This is a genomic window from Mycobacterium sp., from assembly GCF_040509115.1.
Lineage (GTDB): Bacteria > Actinomycetota > Actinomycetes > Mycobacteriales > Mycobacteriaceae > Mycobacterium.
Map to the genome: position 1 here is coordinate 31,405 of NZ_JBEVLO010000071.1, position 16,078 is coordinate 47,482.

Sequence of the window (16,078 nt, forward strand, 5' to 3'; positions counted from 1 at the left end):
ATGAGCGTCGTAGTGGTAGGCAATCCCAAGCCGAATTCCCGAACCCGAGCGGCCGCAGAACTCGTCGCGACCAAGCTGACCGGCACTGCGCCCACGCACGTGATCGATGTGGTCGACCTCGGCGCGGGCCTACTGGGCTGGGGCGATCCAAAGGTGGCGGAGGCCAAGGAAACCGTCAAGTCCGCCGACCTGCTGGTGGTCGCCTCGCCCACCTACAAGGCCACCTACACGGGGCTGTTGAAGCTGTTCCTCGACCAGTTCGGGGCGGGCGAACTCGGGCAGATTCCCACCTTCCCGCTCATGCTCGGTGGGTCGCTGGCGCACGCGTTGGCACCCGAACTGACGTTGCGACCCGTGCTCGTCGAGATTGGCGCGAGTGTGCCTGCGCCATCGCTGTACCTACTCGACTCCAATTACGAGACGTCGCCGGAGCTCGACGCCTGGCTCGAGGTGGCCCGTCGCCATGTGCCGGGAGCCGCCCGCTAGGAGGACGGCTCAGATCATGTACTCGAGCTGTAGCTGACCTAGCTCCTCTGGCACGTGCGCGGCACCGAGGAGGGTCTCGGCCACCCGTCGCGCCTGCACGCGCAACTCCGGCACGGCAATGGTCTCCCAGTAGGTGCCACGCAGGATCGGGCCGATGGCCAGCAGCCAGGGTGACCGGTCGCCCCCGCCAGTCAGCACCGTGTGATCGGAGTCCACGCGGACCCCCATGTCGGTGTCGTCGGGAGCGATGAGTCCGCGGCGAAGCAGGTTCTGCAGCAAGGTCGATCGCGTCGCGGTGAACCTCGTCGACGGCCCGGTCGCATTGATCACCAGATCGGCGGCCAGCGGCTCACCGTCCTCGACGTGGACCAGGATGCGGTCGTCGGACACCGCCTCCAACTTCACGATGCCGTTGGCATGCACCTGCAACTGTCCGGTGAGCTGTGAGCTGGTGAGCTGGGAATGGATGTCCGGTGCGATCCGGTGCCGGAACACGTTCCAGCGAGCGGCATGCTCCTTGGCGAACGTCAGACGCTCGTCATGACTGAAGCCACTCCAGATGCGCTGCGTGTGCGGGCGCAGCTTGTCGACGATGATCGCCGGGTTGGCGTTGCGCTCGTGGAGGATCGCGCAGTGCTCCTTGATGAGCACCAGCAACTCGTCGAGTGCCAACGCCGCCAGATCGACGTCGGGTGGCGGAAAGTCCGGGTACTCGATGCCGCGGAAGTGCGCGTGCGGAAACCAGCCGTGACGGGAGATCGCGTGGATTCGCCCCAGCCATCCGACGTCGCGCAGGGTGATGATGGCATCGACCGCCGACAGACCCGTCCCGAGGATGGCGATACCGCCATCCTGTCCAGGCAGGCGGTGTTCCCAGCGCTCCCACGGGTTGCCGACCCAACCACGGTGCGCGGCAAGCTCTTCGGCACCGGGCAGGGGCGCGGGCGGTTCGTTGCCGGTGGCCAGCACCACGCGGTCGGCCCGCAGCGCCGACCCGTCCGCCAGGCGCACCACGCATTGGCCGTCGGACGGTTCGACGTCGACCGCGTCGCCGACGACGAAGTCCGATGAGGCAAGCGTCGGATCGCCGGGACTCTGCAGGTGGTGCTGCACGATCGACCGGAGGTAGTCGCCGTAGATCTGGCGGGCCACGAAGCGCTCGCGTAGTTCGACTTCTGGCGTGCGCTCGAACTCCGAACGCGTCTGCAACCAGTGCAGGAAGTGGTCCGGTTCGTCCGGGAAGGCGGACATGTTGCGCGCCGCGACGTTCAGCAGGTACTCGGGCCGCCGCAGGCCGTACGCGACGCCCCGGCCGACCGATCCCCCGTGGTCGACCACGACGATGTGCAGCGGGTGATCGCTGAGCCGCGCGACGTTGACCGCGCACAGCGCGCCGCTGAAACCGCCGCCGACGACGACGACGCGTTCGGGTCGAGCGCCCCGCGTTCGCGCCGGGCTAGCCCTCGACGGCATCGCCGTCGCCCGGTCGCGAGACGAGGTGGCGCGCGCCGTCGTCGGCGGGCGCCTGGGAGTTCAGGCGGTCGAGAAGCTCGGTAGGGCTGATGGACGGTGTGGTCATGGAGGGCTCCCTGCGGTTCGCCGATGGCTCGTTTCTCACTCTTACCCGATCGGCACCCGGCTCGACCACTTTCGATCGGCCCGGACCTAAAGTAGCTCAGCTGAGCGCGCCGACGGCCTCCTCGACCCCGTTGAGCAGGTCGTTGTCGCCGAATGCACCACGGTAGGAAGCCGCGGGGTGCCGATCCGGCAGCCGGTCGCCACGGCCAAGTAGCTTGTGCCGCAACGTTCCCGACTTGTCGGTCGAGATCAGGCCCCGCTCCCGTAGCGTCGGGAAGAGTCGGTCCGCGACCTCACGGAACGAGCCGGGAACCGTCGCGTGATAGACGTTGATGCCGTCCACACCCGCCTCCCGCCATTCCTCGAGGCGGTCCGCGATCTCGTCGGCGGTGCCAACCACTCGATTCGCGCCCTCCATCACCCACGCCATGTCGCGGATCGTCGGATCGTCGTTGCCGGACACCTCGGACGCCCAGCGGATGAAGCTCTTCACCCCGGTGAACTCCCCGAGCTGACTGATCGGGGTGTCCAGCGGCAGGCTCCCCGCGTCGATCCCCGCGTCGCCGAGGGCGTGCAGCGCGATGCCTTCCAGGTCGAGGTATCGCTTGAGCTCGTCGTTGCGGCGCACCGCATCACGGTGCGTCTCGCCGATCACGAAGGAGAGCCCCTGGGCGAACGTGATGTCCTCGGGGTTGCGCCCGTTCTGCGCGGCAAGGGCGCGCGTCTCGGCGGTCAGCTTGTGGGCATCGGTCGGCGTCGGACTGCTGATGTAGACGCCCTCGGCGTTGCGCGCCGAGAACAGTTGTCCCGCAGGGGACGAACCCGCCTGGAACAGCACGGGAGTCCGCTGCGGCGACGGCGCAACGAAGTGCGGACCCTCGACGCTGTAGCGGTCCCCGACGTGGTTGATCTTGTGGATCTTCGACGGGTCGGCATGGATGCCCGCCTCCTTGTCCTGCACCAGGCCGTCGTCGTCCCACGACCCCTCCCACAGTTTGTAGGCGACGTCGACGTACTCGTAGGCCCACTGGTAGCGCTCGTCGTGGTTGAGCGTGCCTTCGTGGCCGAAGCTGCGAAACACGTTCTCGTTGAAGCTGGTGACGATGTTCCACCCGAGCCGGCCGTCGGTGTAGTGGTCCAACGACGACATCCGGCGGGCGAAGTTGAACGGGTGGTCCTGCACGATCGAGCTGGTGAAGACGATCCCGAGGTTCTCGGTCGCCGCGGCGAGCGCGGAGGCGAGGACGGACGGGTCGTTGACCGGAATCTGGATGCCACCCTCGACGGCCTTGCGCCAGTTGCCGTTCCACGGCGCGCGCAACCCGAATACGTCGGCGAAGAAGATCAGGTCGTAGCCTGCCTTGTCCACCTCCGCCGCCACCGACGTCCAATGCCGAAGCGAGTTGAACTGGTGGTTGCGCGCCTCGGGCGCACGCCAGAGTCCGTGCAGCACATGGGACGCGGTGTTCATCACGAACGCCGAGTAGTACAGCGGCCTCTTGGGTGGGGTGTTGCTCATCCGATCGGGCCGAGCGTGTTGCGGATCAACTCGTTGTCGGTGGTCTGCAGGAACTCGGCGATCTTCGGATCCTTGAACGTCGCGATCAGCTTCTGAACGTTGGGATCGTCGAGGTGCTTGTCGCTGACGACCAGGCCACCCTCGCTGCCCTTGGGGGCGGGCTCACGCGCGATGATCTGCTGCTCGGTGAGTCCCGCGGCGTAGACGTCGGAGATGTGCACGACGATGGCGTCGACGTCGGCGAGGCTGCGCGCCAACTGGCCGATCGGCACCTGAACGAACTGGTAGTCCTTGGGATTGGACTCGATGTCGGCCAGCTGCGGCAGGCCTTCAAGGGTGTCCTTGCCCGGCTTGAGGGTGATCTGCTTGTCGTACGCGAGATCGAGCAACGCGATCGCCTGGCCCGCGGGGTCGTCGCGCAGGGCGATCTTGGCACCGTTCGGCACCTGGTCCCAGCTGCGGTACTTGTCGGAGTACGTGGCCTGATCCCAGGTGAACGTCGGCGCGGCAAGCGTCAGCTTGAACCCGTTGGCGGCGATGGCGTCGTTCAGGAACGGCTGGTGCTCAAAGAAGTTGCCTGCGACGGTGCCCGCGTCGACGGCGCGGTTGATCTCGATGAGGTTGTCGATCTTCACCGGTTCGATCGTGATGCCGTGACTGGGAGCCACCTCGTCGGTGATGAACTTCAGCAGGTTCTCCGCGGCGATGTCGGTGCTCCACGTCGCGACCTTGAGGTTGGGCCCGAAGGGCTTGTCCTCGTTGGCGAACTTGGCATAGACGATGCCGCCGACGATGGCGACGACGAGCACGACGGCGCCGATGATCCACGGCAGGCGGTTCTTCTTCTTGATCTCGATCTCGTCGGCGGCTGAACTTGTCAGATTGGTCACGGTATTCCTTGCGCGAGTGGGTTTAGCGGGTGAGGGATTTGACGAGGCGGTCGCCTGCGAACTGGACGACCTGAACGGTGAGGATCAGCGTGATGACCGTGGCGATCATGATGTTGTGGTCGAATCGGTTGTAGCCGTAGGTGATCGCTAGATTGCCGACGCCGCCTGCGCCGATCGAGCCCGCGATGGCCGAATATTCGATCATCGCGATGACGTTGACGGTCAACGCACCCGCGAGAGCCGGCAGCGCCTCGGACAGCTGGACGGTTCGGATCAGCTGAACGTGATTGCCTCCGGAGACCTGGCCCATGTCGGTGACGTCGGCGCGGACGTCACGGAGGGCGTTCTGCACCAGTCGCGCGAAGAACGGCACCCCGCCGACGGTCATCGGGACGATCGCTGCCGAGATGCCGATGGTGGTCCCGACCAAGAACCGCGTCACCGGGATGATCGCGGTCATCAGGATGAGGAACGGCAGCGACCGGCCGATGTTGACGATCGTGTTCAGCACGCGAAACACCTTGGGGTTCGGGAAGAGCCCGAAGTCGGAGGTGTTGTGCAGGGTGATGCCCACCGGGGTACCGATGAGCAGGACCAGGGCCATGGTGACGCCGACCATCAACCACGTCTCGCCGTAGGCGGGCAGGAGCAGATCGGGAACGTTGGCCCATGGCGTGCTGAAGTCCTCTTGGGCGGCGAGGATCATGCGGCCGTCTCCGCGGACTTCGCCTCGGCGGACGCGCGGTCGACCGCGGTGACGTGGAGCCCGCGGTCGGCGAGGTAGGCCTGGAAGCCTTCTGGCGCGCCTGGCGAGATCGCGAGCAACGCCCGGCCGACGGCAACGCCGCGGATCGCCTCGACGCTGGCGCTGAGCACACTCACCTGGGCCCCCGAGATGCCAGGAACGGTGTGGATGGACGTGAGCCAGTCCAACGGCACGTCCCGCGACGCGTACGAAACCTCCCAGACCTCACCGGATCCGCGGAACGGCACGCTCGGCCGGTCGGGTAGCAGCTCGCGTGCAAGCGAGGACGTCGGATCGAGGATGACGTCGTCGACGGCACCGCTCTCGATGATGCGGCCGCCATCGATGCGGGCCACCGAGTCGGCGATCTCGCGGACGACCTCCATCTCGTGGGTGATGAGGATGATGGCGAGGCCGAACTCGTCGCGCAGATGCCCGAGGAGATCGAGGATCGCCTTGGTGGTGGTCGGATCCAGGCCCGCGGTGGCCTCGTCGGACAGTAGATACGACGGGCCGAGGGCCAACGCCCTTGCGATCCCCACGCGCTGCTTCTGGCCACCCGAGAGCTGGGAGGGCAGGTAGTCCCTTCGGTCGCCGAGACCGACCCTGTCCAGTAGCTGGGTGACGCGCTTGTCGATGGACGCATCGGTGGCGCCGAGGTATTCCAGTGGCAGCGCCACGTTCTGGGCCACCGTCCGGCGCCGCAGCAAGGGCGCGGTCTGGAAGATGACGCCGACGCTGCGCCGCGCCGTGAGCAGTTCGGAGCCCTCCAGCCTGGTGAAGTCCTTGCCGTCGACCCGGACGGTGCCGCTGGTCGGCCGCTCGAGGAAGCTCACGCACCGCGAGAGCGTCGTCTTGCCAGCGCCGCTGGGTCCGACGACGGCCAGGATCTCGCCGTTGGGTACGGACAGCGAGATGTCGTCCAGGACCGTGCGGTCGCCGAACCTCTTCGTCAGGTTCTCGATCTCGATCAACGCAGCATCCGTTCTCGCCCGACTCGTCATGGAGGCACTCGCCAGCGACACCGGCGGCGGACCGAAGGGCAACCCTAGGTCTCGGATCGAACAAAACCCACCACGAAAACGTGCCGCAGCCACCGGACTGGCCGGTGACTGCCAGGACACTACGAGCCAAAGCCGTTGCTGGACATCGATTTCGATCGATCACACCGAAAGATCGAGCCGATGTCTGCGGTTGGAATCATCGTGGTTGCAAGCCGCGTGTCCTTACTGATTCGCGGCGCTGGCCACCAGATTCTGCGCGATCGTGACGGCCTCGTCGTGGATGCCGAACGCGCACGCCAACGTCTCGATCGACAGGTTCGACACCGACGTCAGGGCGTGCTGGCACTCCCAGCCGTCCGAGTCCTCCTGGACCACCACCTGAGTGACCATGTCATCGTCGACGCTCACGTCGCCGATGAGCCAGATCGAACTGTTCGACCCGTCGTTGACCGCCACGGAGAAGCCACTGCAGTCGCGCCAGGTGCTCGTCGAGCCGCCGACGAAGTCCCTGGCTTGCGCATTCGACGGATACAGCACCACGCTCTGCTCCACCCAGTGCGCGTTGTCGGGGCCCGGCTCGTGCGCGACCTGATCACGCATCGCGATCCACCCGCTGGATCGGTACACCAGTTCCTCGGCCCCGAAGATCGACCCAAGGCAGTCCGGGTCCGACACGACGTCGGAATTGGTGGACATCTCGTCGCTGGCGATGACGACCTCGAGTCGCGTGGCGCCGACGATCGCGTTCAGCTGCGCGATGTCGAGCAGCACACCGTCGAGCTGGGACTCGGTCAGCGGCGGCACGTCGGTGGGGGCGGCGTTGTCGTCCCGGACCGCGCTTCCGGTGACGGTGCCCGCGCATCCCGCGGACGCAACCACGGCCAGGACGGCCGTGGCCGCGGCGCACCCGCGGAGGAACCCGCCGACCGACCTCACCCGGCCATTGTGACCGACCAGGCGTCCCGCCCCGTCAGCCACGACCCACCTCGTCCAGCATGACCTGTGCGACGCGCGCCGCCTGTCCGCGCGGCGTCAACGCTCGCTCACCCTGCGGGGTGAGGGCCAGCGACACCTCGACGATGGTGTCGTCCCGGACACCGAGAACGCGTTCGTATCTCGCCTTGGGTGCATCCGAACTCGGGCGCGTCCGAACCGTCGCCGACAGCATCGGCCCGATCACCGCCACTTCACTCACCGTGGCATCGACCGTCGAATCGGCTCCGGTGTTCCCGGTCACCCCGAGGTGCTTCACGACCGTGGTCCCTCCGCACTGCTGCCACTGCCGCACGAACGCGTCGAACGCGCTCGCCGCGGCATCTGCCGTCGGCAACCGCAGCACGGCCGCGTCGGCACCGGACGTGTCGACCCCCTCGTCCCAGTTGAAGTAACTCTGCCGGGCCGCCTCGACGAGTCCGAGTGGCTCGTAGACGATCCGCGGCGCGGTGTCCGTGACACCGACGCAATCGATCGGAGACGCATCGGCCTCCGTGCGGTAGCCATCGGGGAGGATCTCCGCGCCACCGACGAAGGGCTGGAACCCGAAGGTGCTCAACGAATTTCCTACCGCGGACGTGATCTCCTCCTCGGTGGGCAGGACGGTCACCGCCGTCGCAGCCGGACCAGCGGCGCCATCGACGGTGTGCGCGCAGCTGGCGAGCAGGAGGATCGAGGCGGCCCCTGCCAGCCAACGCACGCGGTTACTTCTTCGGTTTGTCGCTGGCGGCGTCGGCGGACAGCGCCGCGACGAAGGCTTCCTGCGGGACCTCGACGCGGCCGATGGTCTTCATCCGCTTCTTGCCTTCCTTCTGCTTCTCGAGCAGCTTGCGCTTACGGGTGATGTCACCGCCGTAGCACTTGCTCAGCACGTCCTTGCGGATCGCCCGGATATTTTCGCGCGCAATGATTCTCGACCCGATCGCGGCCTGGATCGGCACCTCGAACTGCTGGCGCGGGATGAGCTCCTTGAGCTTGGTGGTCATCTTGTTTCCGTAGGCCGCGGCCGAGTCCTTGTGCACGATCGCGCTGAACGCGTCCACCGCCTCGCCCTGCAGCAGAATGTCGACCTTCACCAGGTCGGCCTCCTGCTCGCCCGCCTCCTCGTAGTCGAGACTGGCGTAGCCGCGGGTGCGCGACTTCAGCGAGTCGAAGAAGTCGAAGATGATCTCACCCAACGGCATCGTGTAGCGCAGCTCGACTCGTTCCGGCGACAGGTAGTCCATGCCGCCGAGCTCGCCGCGACGCGACTGGCACAGCTCCATGATGGTGCCGATGAACTCGCTCGGCGCGATCACCGTCGTCTTGACGATGGGCTCGAAGACGGCTCGCACCTTGCCTTCTTGCCAATCCGAGGGGTTGGTCACGACGATTTCGGTGCCGTCGTCCTTGACCACGCGGTAGACCACGTTGGGCGCGGTGGAGATCAGATCGAGGTCGAACTCGCGTTCCAGCCGCTCGCGGGTGATCTCCATGTGCAGTAGGCCGAGGAAGCCGCACCGGAAACCAAAGCCGAGCGCCACCGACGTCTCGGGCTCCCAGGTCAGGGCCGCATCGTTGAGCTGCAGCCGCTCCAGCGCGTCACGCAGGTTCGGGTAGTCCGAGCCGTCGACCGGGTAGAGCCCCGAGTACACCATCGGTTTGGGCTCGCGGTATCCGGTCAGCGCCTGGGTGGCCCCGTTGCGAGCCGAGGTCACCGTGTCTCCGACCTTGGACTGACGAACGTCCTTCACGCCGGTGATGAGATAGCCCACCTCGCCGACACCGAGGCCGTCGGTGGCCTTCGGCTCGGGCGAGACGATGCCGACCTCCAGCAGTTCGTGTGTCGTGCCGGTCGACATCATCTTGATCTTCTCGCGCGGGTTGAGCTTGCCGTCCACCACGCGGACGTAGGTGACCACGCCGCGGTAGATGTCGTAGACGGAGTCGAAGATCATCGCCCTGGCGGGGGCCTCTGCGTCGCCCACCGGGGCGGGGACCAGCCGGACCACCGCGTCGAGCAGCTCGCGGACACCCACCCCGGTCTTGCCGGACACGCGCAGCACGTCGTCGGGCTCGCAACCGATGATGTGGGCGATCTCCCCCGCGTAGCGGTCCGGGTCGGCGGCAGGCAGGTCGATCTTGTTGAGGACGGGGATGATCGTCAGGTCGCGATCGAGCGCCAGATACAGGTTGGCCAGCGTCTGCGCTTCGATGCCCTGGGCGGCGTCGACCAGAAGGACGGCGCCCTCGCAGGCCTCCAGCGCGCGCGACACCTCGTAGGTGAAGTCGACGTGACCGGGCGTGTCGATGAGGTGCAGCACGAACTCTTCGCCGTTGACTTCCCACGGCAGCCGCACGTTCTGCGCCTTGATGGTGATGCCACGCTCGCGCTCGATGTCCATCCGGTCGAGGTACTGCGCCCGCATGTCCCGGTCCGCGACGACCCCGGTGATCCCCAGCATCCGGTCGGCCAGCGTCGACTTGCCGTGATCGATGTGCGCGATGATGCAGAAGTTCCGAATCTGCGCCGGCGCAGTGAACGTCTTGTCGGCGAAGCTGCTGATGGGAATCTCCTGGTCGGTGGGGCCCGGACGTGTATCGGCCCGTGTTCGCGAAGCGCCACCAGCGTATCGACCAACCGTCGTGACGACACAATCGTGCCTATGCTCGATCCCATGGCGTCGCTCGGAAAGACGTTTCAGCGGTTCGCGGAGAACCTGGTGTTCAACGGAGCACCGAAGGTCATCCGCCAGTTGCAGAAACCAGATGGCGTGCCGCGCACCATCGGTCAGGGCATCAAGATGATCACCGACGCGGGCATCACCGCGCTCACCGGCACGATGACGGAGACGCAGCCCGCCATCACCGTGGGCCGCCCCGTCACGAAGGGCAGTGTCCCGACCGCGCAGCGGGCTCGGACGATCCAGTACTCGCCGGACCTGGACGGGAAGGCCGATCCAGGCGAAATCGTCTGGACCTGGGTGGTCTACGAAGAGGACGCCTCGAAGGGCAAGGACCGCCCGGTGCTGGTGGTCGGCAGGGACGACACCACCCTTCTCGGTCTGATGCTGTCGAGCCAAGAACGTCACGGCGCCGACCGCGACTGGGTCGGCATCGGCACCGGCAGCTGGGACTACGAGGGCCGCGCGAGTTGGGTACGCCTCGACCGGGTGCTCGACGTCCCCGAGGAGGGCATCCGCCGCGAGGGCGCGATCCTGGACCGCGAGACCTTCGAGGTGGTCGCGGCGCGGCTGCGGACCGGATACTCCTGGCGTTAGTAGTACGGCACCCTGTCTGGGATTGCTCCAGTCCAGGTGGGCGCGCGGCAGGTCAGCCCTGCGTGATGTAGGCCTCGAGCTGTTCACGCTCGGCTTGCAACGCCTCCATCCGCGTCTTCACCACGTCGCCGATGCTGACGATGCCGGCCAGCCTGCCGTTCTCGACGACCGGAACGTGACGCACCCGATGCGTGGTCATCAGCCCGCTGAGGCTGTCGACCGAGTCCTCCGGCGTGCAGGTGATCACATTGCTGGTCATGATCTCGGCGACCGGGCGGCCCAGGGCGGCGGCGCCGTGCTCGTGCAACATGCGCACGACGTCCCGCTCCGAGACGATGCCGACCAGCCCGTCGGGTCCGAGGACCACCATCGCTCCGACGTTGCGGGTGACCAAACCGGCGAGAAGGTCGCTGACCAGCGTCTGGGGCGCGACCGTCAACACACCGGCACCCTTGTTCCTCAACACGTCTGCGATCCTCATGGGCGCCTCCTAGGTGACGTGGATCACATTAGGCTAGGACCGATCATACGGCGGTGAAAGCCCACACGCGGAACACATTCGTGCCGAGGTCGGTTGCAGCGACCGGCGGATGGACCGACACGAGGGGACGAACATGATCGAAATCGCGATACTCGGAGACGAGCTGACGGTCAGCGCCGTCGGGTTCGGCGCGATGGCTCTGACCCCCGTGTACGGCGAGGTCGATGACACCGAATCCCTCGCGACCCTGCATCACGCCGTCGACGTCGGCGCCACGTTCATCGACACCGCCGACGTCTACGGGGGCGGCGCCAACGAGCGACTCATCGCCAAGCTTCTGGTCGACCGGCGCGACGAGGTGACCCTGGCGACCAAGTTCGGCATCACCGGCAACCCCTCCGATCCCACGTCGGGCCCGCCGGGCATCCGCGGTGACGCGGCCTACGTGCGCCAATGCATCGACGAGAGCCTGCAGCGGCTGCAGACCGACGTCGTCGACCTCTACTACATGCACCGAAGAGACCTCTCGGTGCCGATCGAGGAGACGGTCGGCGCGATGGCCGAACTGGTCGCGGCGGGCAAGGTCAGGCACCTCGGATTGTCCGAGGTGACCGCCGACGAGTTGCGGGCCGCCGTCGCCGTTCATCCCATCGCCGCCGTGCAGAGTGAGTGGTCGATCTGGAGCCGGGACGTCGAGCGCAACGTGGTGCCCGCGGCCGCCGAGCTCGGCGTGGGGTTCGTCCCCTACTCCCCGCTTGGCCAGGGCTTCTTGACCGGAACGGTGACGTCGGCCGCCGATCTGACCGCGTCGGCGGACTTCCGGCGCGAACTGCCCCGGTTCGCCGACGACGCCATGGCGACCAACCTCGCGCTGGTCGACGTGATCCGTGCCATCGCCGATCAGCGCGAGGCGACCCCTGCGCAGGTCGCCCTGGCCTGGCTGCGGTACCGCGCCGACGAGTTCGGGGTGTCCGCCGTGCCGATCCCCGGTACCCGCCGGGCCGCCCGCGTGGATGAGAACCTCGCCTCCCTGGACGTCGCGCTCGTCGACGATCAGCTGGCGGCGCTGGACACCGCGGCGGACGCAGTGTCGGGCCCCCGCTTCGGCGATCTCGCCTGGGTGTCGGCGGGGCGCGAATAGCCCCCGCAGTCGCAGCCCCTACGCCAGCCGGGTGATCTCAACGACGACGTCCAGATCGGTGGACCCCTCGCCCGAGTAGATGCCCTTGAGTGGCGTCACGTCGTGGTAGTCGCGACCGACGCCGACGCTGATGTACTGCTCGTTGATCGCCTTGTCGTTGGTGGGGTCGTAGTTCCACCAGCCACCGGTCCAGGCCTGGATCCAGGCGTGGCTCTGGCCGTCGATGGTGTCGCCGACCTTGGCCTTGGCATTGGGATGCAGGTATCCCGACACATAGCGGGCAGGAATTCCCATGCTGCGCAACAGGATCAGCGTCAAGTGCGCGAAGTCCTGGCAGACGCCCTTGCCCTCCCGCAGTGCGTCGAGACCCGAGGAGTGCACACCGGTGGTGCCTGGCACGTACGCGAGTTCGCCGTGTACCCACTGCGCCGCCTCGATGATGGCCTGCTGGGGTTCGTGGTACTTCGCGATGCGCTGGCCGACCCGCGTCATGCGCCTACTGCCCGGCGCGTAGTGCGACACCGCAAGGTACTCGTCGAAGCGATCCTTCACGGCCTCGGTGTCGAGGTCCTCCCACCCCAGTTTCTCCTTCGGCAGTTCATCCTTGTCAGTCTCGACGACGGAGGACGCCGTCACCTCCAGTTCGGCGTGCGGCGCATGCAGGTCGAACGCGGTGACGGCCGTCCCCCAGTAGTCGACGTAGCGGTAGGACCTGGTGGCAGGCACCGTCTCGACCCGATTGAGGACCACGTTCTGCCGGGTGTCCGACCTGGGAGTGAGTCGAGCTTCGTTGAACGACGCGGTGACCGGCGACTTGTAGGCGTAGCCGGTGGCGTGGATGACCCGCATGCGCCACATCTAGATCTCACCTTCCTCGATGACGACCGAACCGCTGCGTCCCGCGTCGGTCCACGCCACCCATGGCGCCGAGTAGAAGTACTCCACGGCTAGCGCCTCTCCGACGTCGGCGCAGGTCTTCTGCAGCCCACCAAGGGTTTCCTCGAGGGATTCCAGCAGCACTCCCGGGCGCAGGAACTCGAGCTCGCTGCGGGCGCGGCCGAGCAGGCGCTGCGCCTCCGCGGTGGCACCGACGCGGTTGAGCCTGCGGTGATGCAGCTCGTCGAGGCTGTGCTCGGCGAGTCGCAGCGAGTACATGACCGACCGCGGGAACAGCCGGTCCAGCATCATGAACTCGACGACGCGCCCGGCGTCCAGCACGCCTCGGTAGGTGCGCAGGTAGGTGTCGTGTGCGCCCGCTGACCGCAGCACCGTGACCCAGGCAGGCGACGACGCGCTGTCCCCGACCCGCGAGAGCAACAGTCGCACGATCATGTCGACGCGTTCGATCGCGCGGCCCAGCACCATGAACCGGTAACCGTCGTCACGCGACAGCGTCGAGTCGGCCAGCCCGGCGAACTGCGCCGCGCGGCCCTCGATGTAGGACAGGAATTCGTGCGGGCCGAGTCGCTTGGCCGCTCGTTCCCGTTCGGGCAGCGCGTTGTAGGTGGTGTTGAGGCACTCCCAGATCTCGGTCGACGTGACTTCACGTGCGCCGCGGGCGTTCTCGCGCGCAGCGGAGATCGAGTCCACGATGGAGCAACCGCCCTGGGTGTCGCGGCTGAATGCGACGAGGTCGGTCAGCGACCACAGGTCGAGTTCGGTATTCGGCGGTTCGATGCCGAGCACCTTCAACAGCGTCCGCGACGCCTGGTCCGGGTCGACGCTCGAATCCTCGAGCAACTGGTGCACGGTGACGTCGAGGATCCGAGCGGTGTCGTCGGCCCGCTCGACGTAGCGGCCAATCCAGTACAGCGATTCCGCGTTGCGCGCCAACATTATTCGACCACCCGGCCCTGCTGCTGCTGTTGTTGCTGTTGCTGGCTCTGCCCGCCCATCGTCTGCTGCTGTTGTTGCTGCTGGTCCTGAAGACCCGTCGACTGCTGCTGTTGCGGAGAGCCGTCGCCCTTCTCCGACTTCCCGTTCTTCGCGACCTTGGGAAGGGCCCGCACCACCTCGGCTGCCGCGAGCTCACGGTCGGCCACCGACGAACGCGACGCCAACACCCAGGTGTCCTTTGAGCCTCCGCCCTGGCTGGAGTTCACCACCAACGAGCCCTCGGGCAGCGCGACGCGGGTGAGGCCACCCGGCAGCACCCAGACGTCGTCGCCGTCGTTCACGCAGAACGGACGAAGATCGACGTGGCGGGGCGCCAGGCTGTCCTCGATTTGAGTCGGGACCGTGGACAACTGCACGACGGGCTGGGCAATCCAGCCGCGCGGGTCGCTGCGGACCTTCTTGGTGATGACGGCGAGTTCCTTCTCCGAGGCATCGGGGCCGAACACGATCCCGTAACCGCCCGAGCCCTCGACGGGCTTGATGACGAGTTCGTCGATCCTGTCGAGCACCTCCTCCCGCTCGTCGTCCAGCCAGCACCGGAACGTGTCGACGTTGAGCAGCGACGGCTTCTCGCCGAGGTAGTACTCGATGATGGTCGGCACGTAGGTGTAGACGAGTTTGTCGTCGCCAACCCCATTGCCGATGGCGCTGGAGATCACCACGTTGCCCGCGCGGGCGGCGTTCACGATCCCCGCAACGCCGAGCACCGAATCCGGCTTGAAGTGCATCGGGTCGAGGAATTCGTCGTCGATGCGGCGGTAGATGACGTCGACCTGCCGTTCACCCTCGGTGGTCCGCATGTAGACGGTGTTGTCGCGGCAGAACAGGTCGCGACCCTCGACCAGTTCGACGCCCATCTGCCTGGCAAGCAGGGAGTGCTCGAAGTACGCCGAGTTGTACACGCCGGGAGTCAGGACGACCACCGTCGGGTCGGCCTCGTTGGAGGCGGCCGCGTTGCGTAGGGCACGCAGCAGGTGCGACGCGTAGTCGCCGACCGCCCGCACCCGATGGGTGGCGAACAGGTTCGGGAAGACCCGCGCCATCGTCCGCCGGTTCTCCATCACGTAGGACACCCCGGACGGTGAGCGCAGGTTGTCCTCGAGAACACGGAACGTGCCCTGTCCGTCGCGGACCAGGTCGATGCCCGCGACGTGAATGCGCACGCCGTTGGGCGGGACGATGCCCGCGGCCTCGCGGTGGAAGTGCTCGCACGACGTGATGAGTCGGCGAGGGATCACGCCGTCGCGCAGGATCTCCTGCTCGCCGTAGATGTCGTCGAGGTACATCTCCAGCGCCTTCACGCGTTGCTTGATGCCCCGCTCGAGCCGGGACCATTCGGCGGCCGAGATGACGCGGGGCACCAGGTCCAACGGGAACGGCCGCTCCTGTCCGGACAGCGAGAACGTGATGCCCTGATCGGTGAACGCCCGACCGAGTGCTTCGGACCGCGCCGCGAGTTCGGAGGCGTCCGAAGGGGCCAGTTCGGCAAAGATCCCCTTGTACGGGCCGCGCACGTTGCCCTGGGCGTCGAACATTTCGTCGAAGGCCTTCGAGTAGTCTCCGACGCTGTTGTAGCCGCCGAACACTCCGCTGTGCCGTTTGGGCGCGGATGCGGTCTTTCGGGCGGATCGACCGTTTTCGGAGGGCAGGGTTCGAAGGCTCACCATTGACATGCTGCCCCAACCGCTTCGTTTCGGCAGGCCAGCCCCACCACTTTGGGGAATTGCCCGCCCCGCTGGTAACCTGAACCCTCGCTGCCCGCAGACGGGCGCCCGTGAACACTCATGCAAACCCAAGCTGACATCTCGAAGGAACTTACGCGTGGCCAACATCAAGTCGCAGCAGAAGCGCATTCTCACCAACGAGCGCGCCCGACTGCGCAACCAGTCGGTGAAGTCCGCCCTTCGCACGGCTGTCCGCGCCTTCCGCGAGGCCGTCGACGCAGGCGAGAAGGACAAGGCATCGGAGCTCCTGGTCTCGACCAGCCGCAAGCTCGACAAGGCCGCCAGCAAGGGCGTCATCCACAAGAATCAGGCCGCCAACAAGAAGTCCGCGCTCGCCAGCGCGTTGAACAAGCTCTGAGCT

The 16,078-nt window shown here is 66.8% G+C and carries 17 protein-coding genes; 4 read left to right on the forward strand and 13 right to left on the reverse strand.

Annotated elements, in window-relative coordinates; translation table 11 throughout:
- Positions 1-486 (forward strand): NADPH-dependent FMN reductase, encoded by a 486-nt coding sequence (locus tag ABW137_RS05460; protein ID WP_526397672.1) that lies wholly within the window; start codon positions 1-3, stop codon positions 484-486.
- 9 nt (positions 487-495) lie between these two features.
- On the opposite strand, the gene ABW137_RS05465 is transcribed toward ABW137_RS05460, so the two are convergent.
- The 9 genes from ABW137_RS05465 to lepA all read right to left on the reverse strand — a co-directional run bounded on the left by ABW137_RS05465 (position 496) and on the right by lepA (position 9,767).
- Positions 496-1,959: an FAD/NAD(P)-binding protein gene (locus tag ABW137_RS05465; protein WP_526397674.1), complete on the reverse strand. Its 1,464-nt coding sequence runs from the start codon at positions 1,957-1,959 to the stop codon at positions 496-498.
- On the reverse strand, positions 1,943-2,065 hold the full coding sequence (locus ABW137_RS05470) for a hypothetical protein (protein ID WP_526397676.1): 123 nt from the start codon (positions 2,063-2,065) through the stop codon (positions 1,943-1,945). Before ABW137_RS05470 ends, ABW137_RS05465 begins: the two co-directional genes overlap by 17 nt.
- A 96-nt stretch (positions 2,066-2,161) precedes the next feature.
- Complete coding sequence (locus ABW137_RS05475; protein ID WP_526397678.1) at positions 2,162-3,583, reverse strand: NtaA/DmoA family FMN-dependent monooxygenase; 1,422 nt, start codon at positions 3,581-3,583, stop codon at positions 2,162-2,164.
- Positions 3,580-4,473, reverse strand: coding sequence for a MetQ/NlpA family ABC transporter substrate-binding protein (locus ABW137_RS05480; RefSeq protein WP_526397680.1), 894 nt, complete (start codon positions 4,471-4,473; stop codon positions 3,580-3,582). The genes ABW137_RS05475 and ABW137_RS05480 overlap by 4 nt, the downstream gene beginning before the upstream one ends.
- Positions 4,474-4,495: 22 nt before the next feature.
- Positions 4,496-5,179 (reverse strand): methionine ABC transporter permease, encoded by a 684-nt coding sequence (locus tag ABW137_RS05485; RefSeq protein WP_526397682.1) that lies wholly within the window; start codon positions 5,177-5,179, stop codon positions 4,496-4,498.
- On the reverse strand, positions 5,176-6,192 hold the full coding sequence (locus tag ABW137_RS05490; protein WP_526397810.1) for a methionine ABC transporter ATP-binding protein: 1,017 nt from the start codon (positions 6,190-6,192) through the stop codon (positions 5,176-5,178). Before ABW137_RS05490 ends, ABW137_RS05485 begins: the two co-directional genes overlap by 4 nt.
- 252 nt (positions 6,193-6,444) lie before the next feature.
- Positions 6,445-7,200, reverse strand: a complete 756-nt coding sequence (locus tag ABW137_RS05495) for a sensor domain-containing protein (RefSeq protein WP_526397684.1) — start codon at positions 7,198-7,200, stop codon at positions 6,445-6,447.
- The gene (locus tag ABW137_RS05500) at positions 7,193-7,915 is read right to left on the reverse strand and encodes a sensor domain-containing protein (protein ID WP_526397686.1); all 723 of its coding nucleotides are present in this window, start codon (positions 7,913-7,915) and stop codon (positions 7,193-7,195) included. Before ABW137_RS05500 ends, ABW137_RS05495 begins: the two co-directional genes overlap by 8 nt.
- A gap of 4 nt (positions 7,916-7,919) precedes the next feature.
- Positions 7,920-9,767 carry a translation elongation factor 4 gene (lepA, locus tag ABW137_RS05505; RefSeq protein WP_526397812.1) on the reverse strand — a complete coding sequence of 616 codons (1,848 nt, stop codon included), beginning with the start codon at positions 9,765-9,767 and terminating at the stop codon, positions 7,920-7,922.
- Between the two features lie 105 nt (positions 9,768-9,872).
- Here lepA and ABW137_RS05510 point away from each other — a divergent pair, with 105 nt between their 5' ends.
- Positions 9,873-10,475: a type II toxin-antitoxin system PemK/MazF family toxin gene (locus ABW137_RS05510; protein WP_526397814.1), complete on the forward strand. Its 603-nt coding sequence runs from the start codon at positions 9,873-9,875 to the stop codon at positions 10,473-10,475.
- Positions 10,476-10,527: 52 nt separating this feature from the next.
- On the opposite strand, the gene ABW137_RS05515 is transcribed toward ABW137_RS05510, so the two are convergent.
- Positions 10,528-10,956 (reverse strand): CBS domain-containing protein, encoded by a 429-nt coding sequence (locus ABW137_RS05515; protein ID WP_526397688.1) that lies wholly within the window; start codon positions 10,954-10,956, stop codon positions 10,528-10,530.
- A gap of 133 nt (positions 10,957-11,089) precedes the next feature.
- Here ABW137_RS05515 and ABW137_RS05520 point away from each other — a divergent pair, with 133 nt between their 5' ends.
- Positions 11,090-12,097: an aldo/keto reductase gene (locus ABW137_RS05520; protein WP_526397690.1), complete on the forward strand. Its 1,008-nt coding sequence runs from the start codon at positions 11,090-11,092 to the stop codon at positions 12,095-12,097.
- A gap of 18 nt (positions 12,098-12,115) precedes the next feature.
- On the opposite strand, the gene ABW137_RS05525 is transcribed toward ABW137_RS05520, so the two are convergent.
- From ABW137_RS05525 to ABW137_RS05535, 3 genes are read right to left on the reverse strand one after another with little or no spacing between them, the layout of a single operon-like run.
- Positions 12,116-12,955: a transglutaminase-like domain-containing protein gene (locus ABW137_RS05525; protein ID WP_526397692.1), complete on the reverse strand. Its 840-nt coding sequence runs from the start codon at positions 12,953-12,955 to the stop codon at positions 12,116-12,118.
- The gene (locus ABW137_RS05530) at positions 12,956-13,933 is read right to left on the reverse strand and encodes an alpha-E domain-containing protein (protein ID WP_526397694.1); all 978 of its coding nucleotides are present in this window, start codon (positions 13,931-13,933) and stop codon (positions 12,956-12,958) included. It lies immediately after the preceding gene.
- A complete protein-coding gene (locus ABW137_RS05535; protein WP_526397816.1) occupies positions 13,933-15,528 on the reverse strand; it encodes a circularly permuted type 2 ATP-grasp protein in 1,596 nt (531 codons plus the stop codon). Before ABW137_RS05535 ends, ABW137_RS05530 begins: the two co-directional genes overlap by 1 nt.
- 286 nt (positions 15,529-15,814) lie before the next feature.
- On the opposite strand from ABW137_RS05535, the gene rpsT reads away from it, so the two are divergent.
- Positions 15,815-16,075 carry a 30S ribosomal protein S20 gene (rpsT, locus tag ABW137_RS05540; protein WP_526397696.1) on the forward strand — a complete coding sequence of 87 codons (261 nt, stop codon included), beginning with the start codon at positions 15,815-15,817 and terminating at the stop codon, positions 16,073-16,075.
- Positions 16,076-16,078 lie beyond the last annotated feature (3 nt).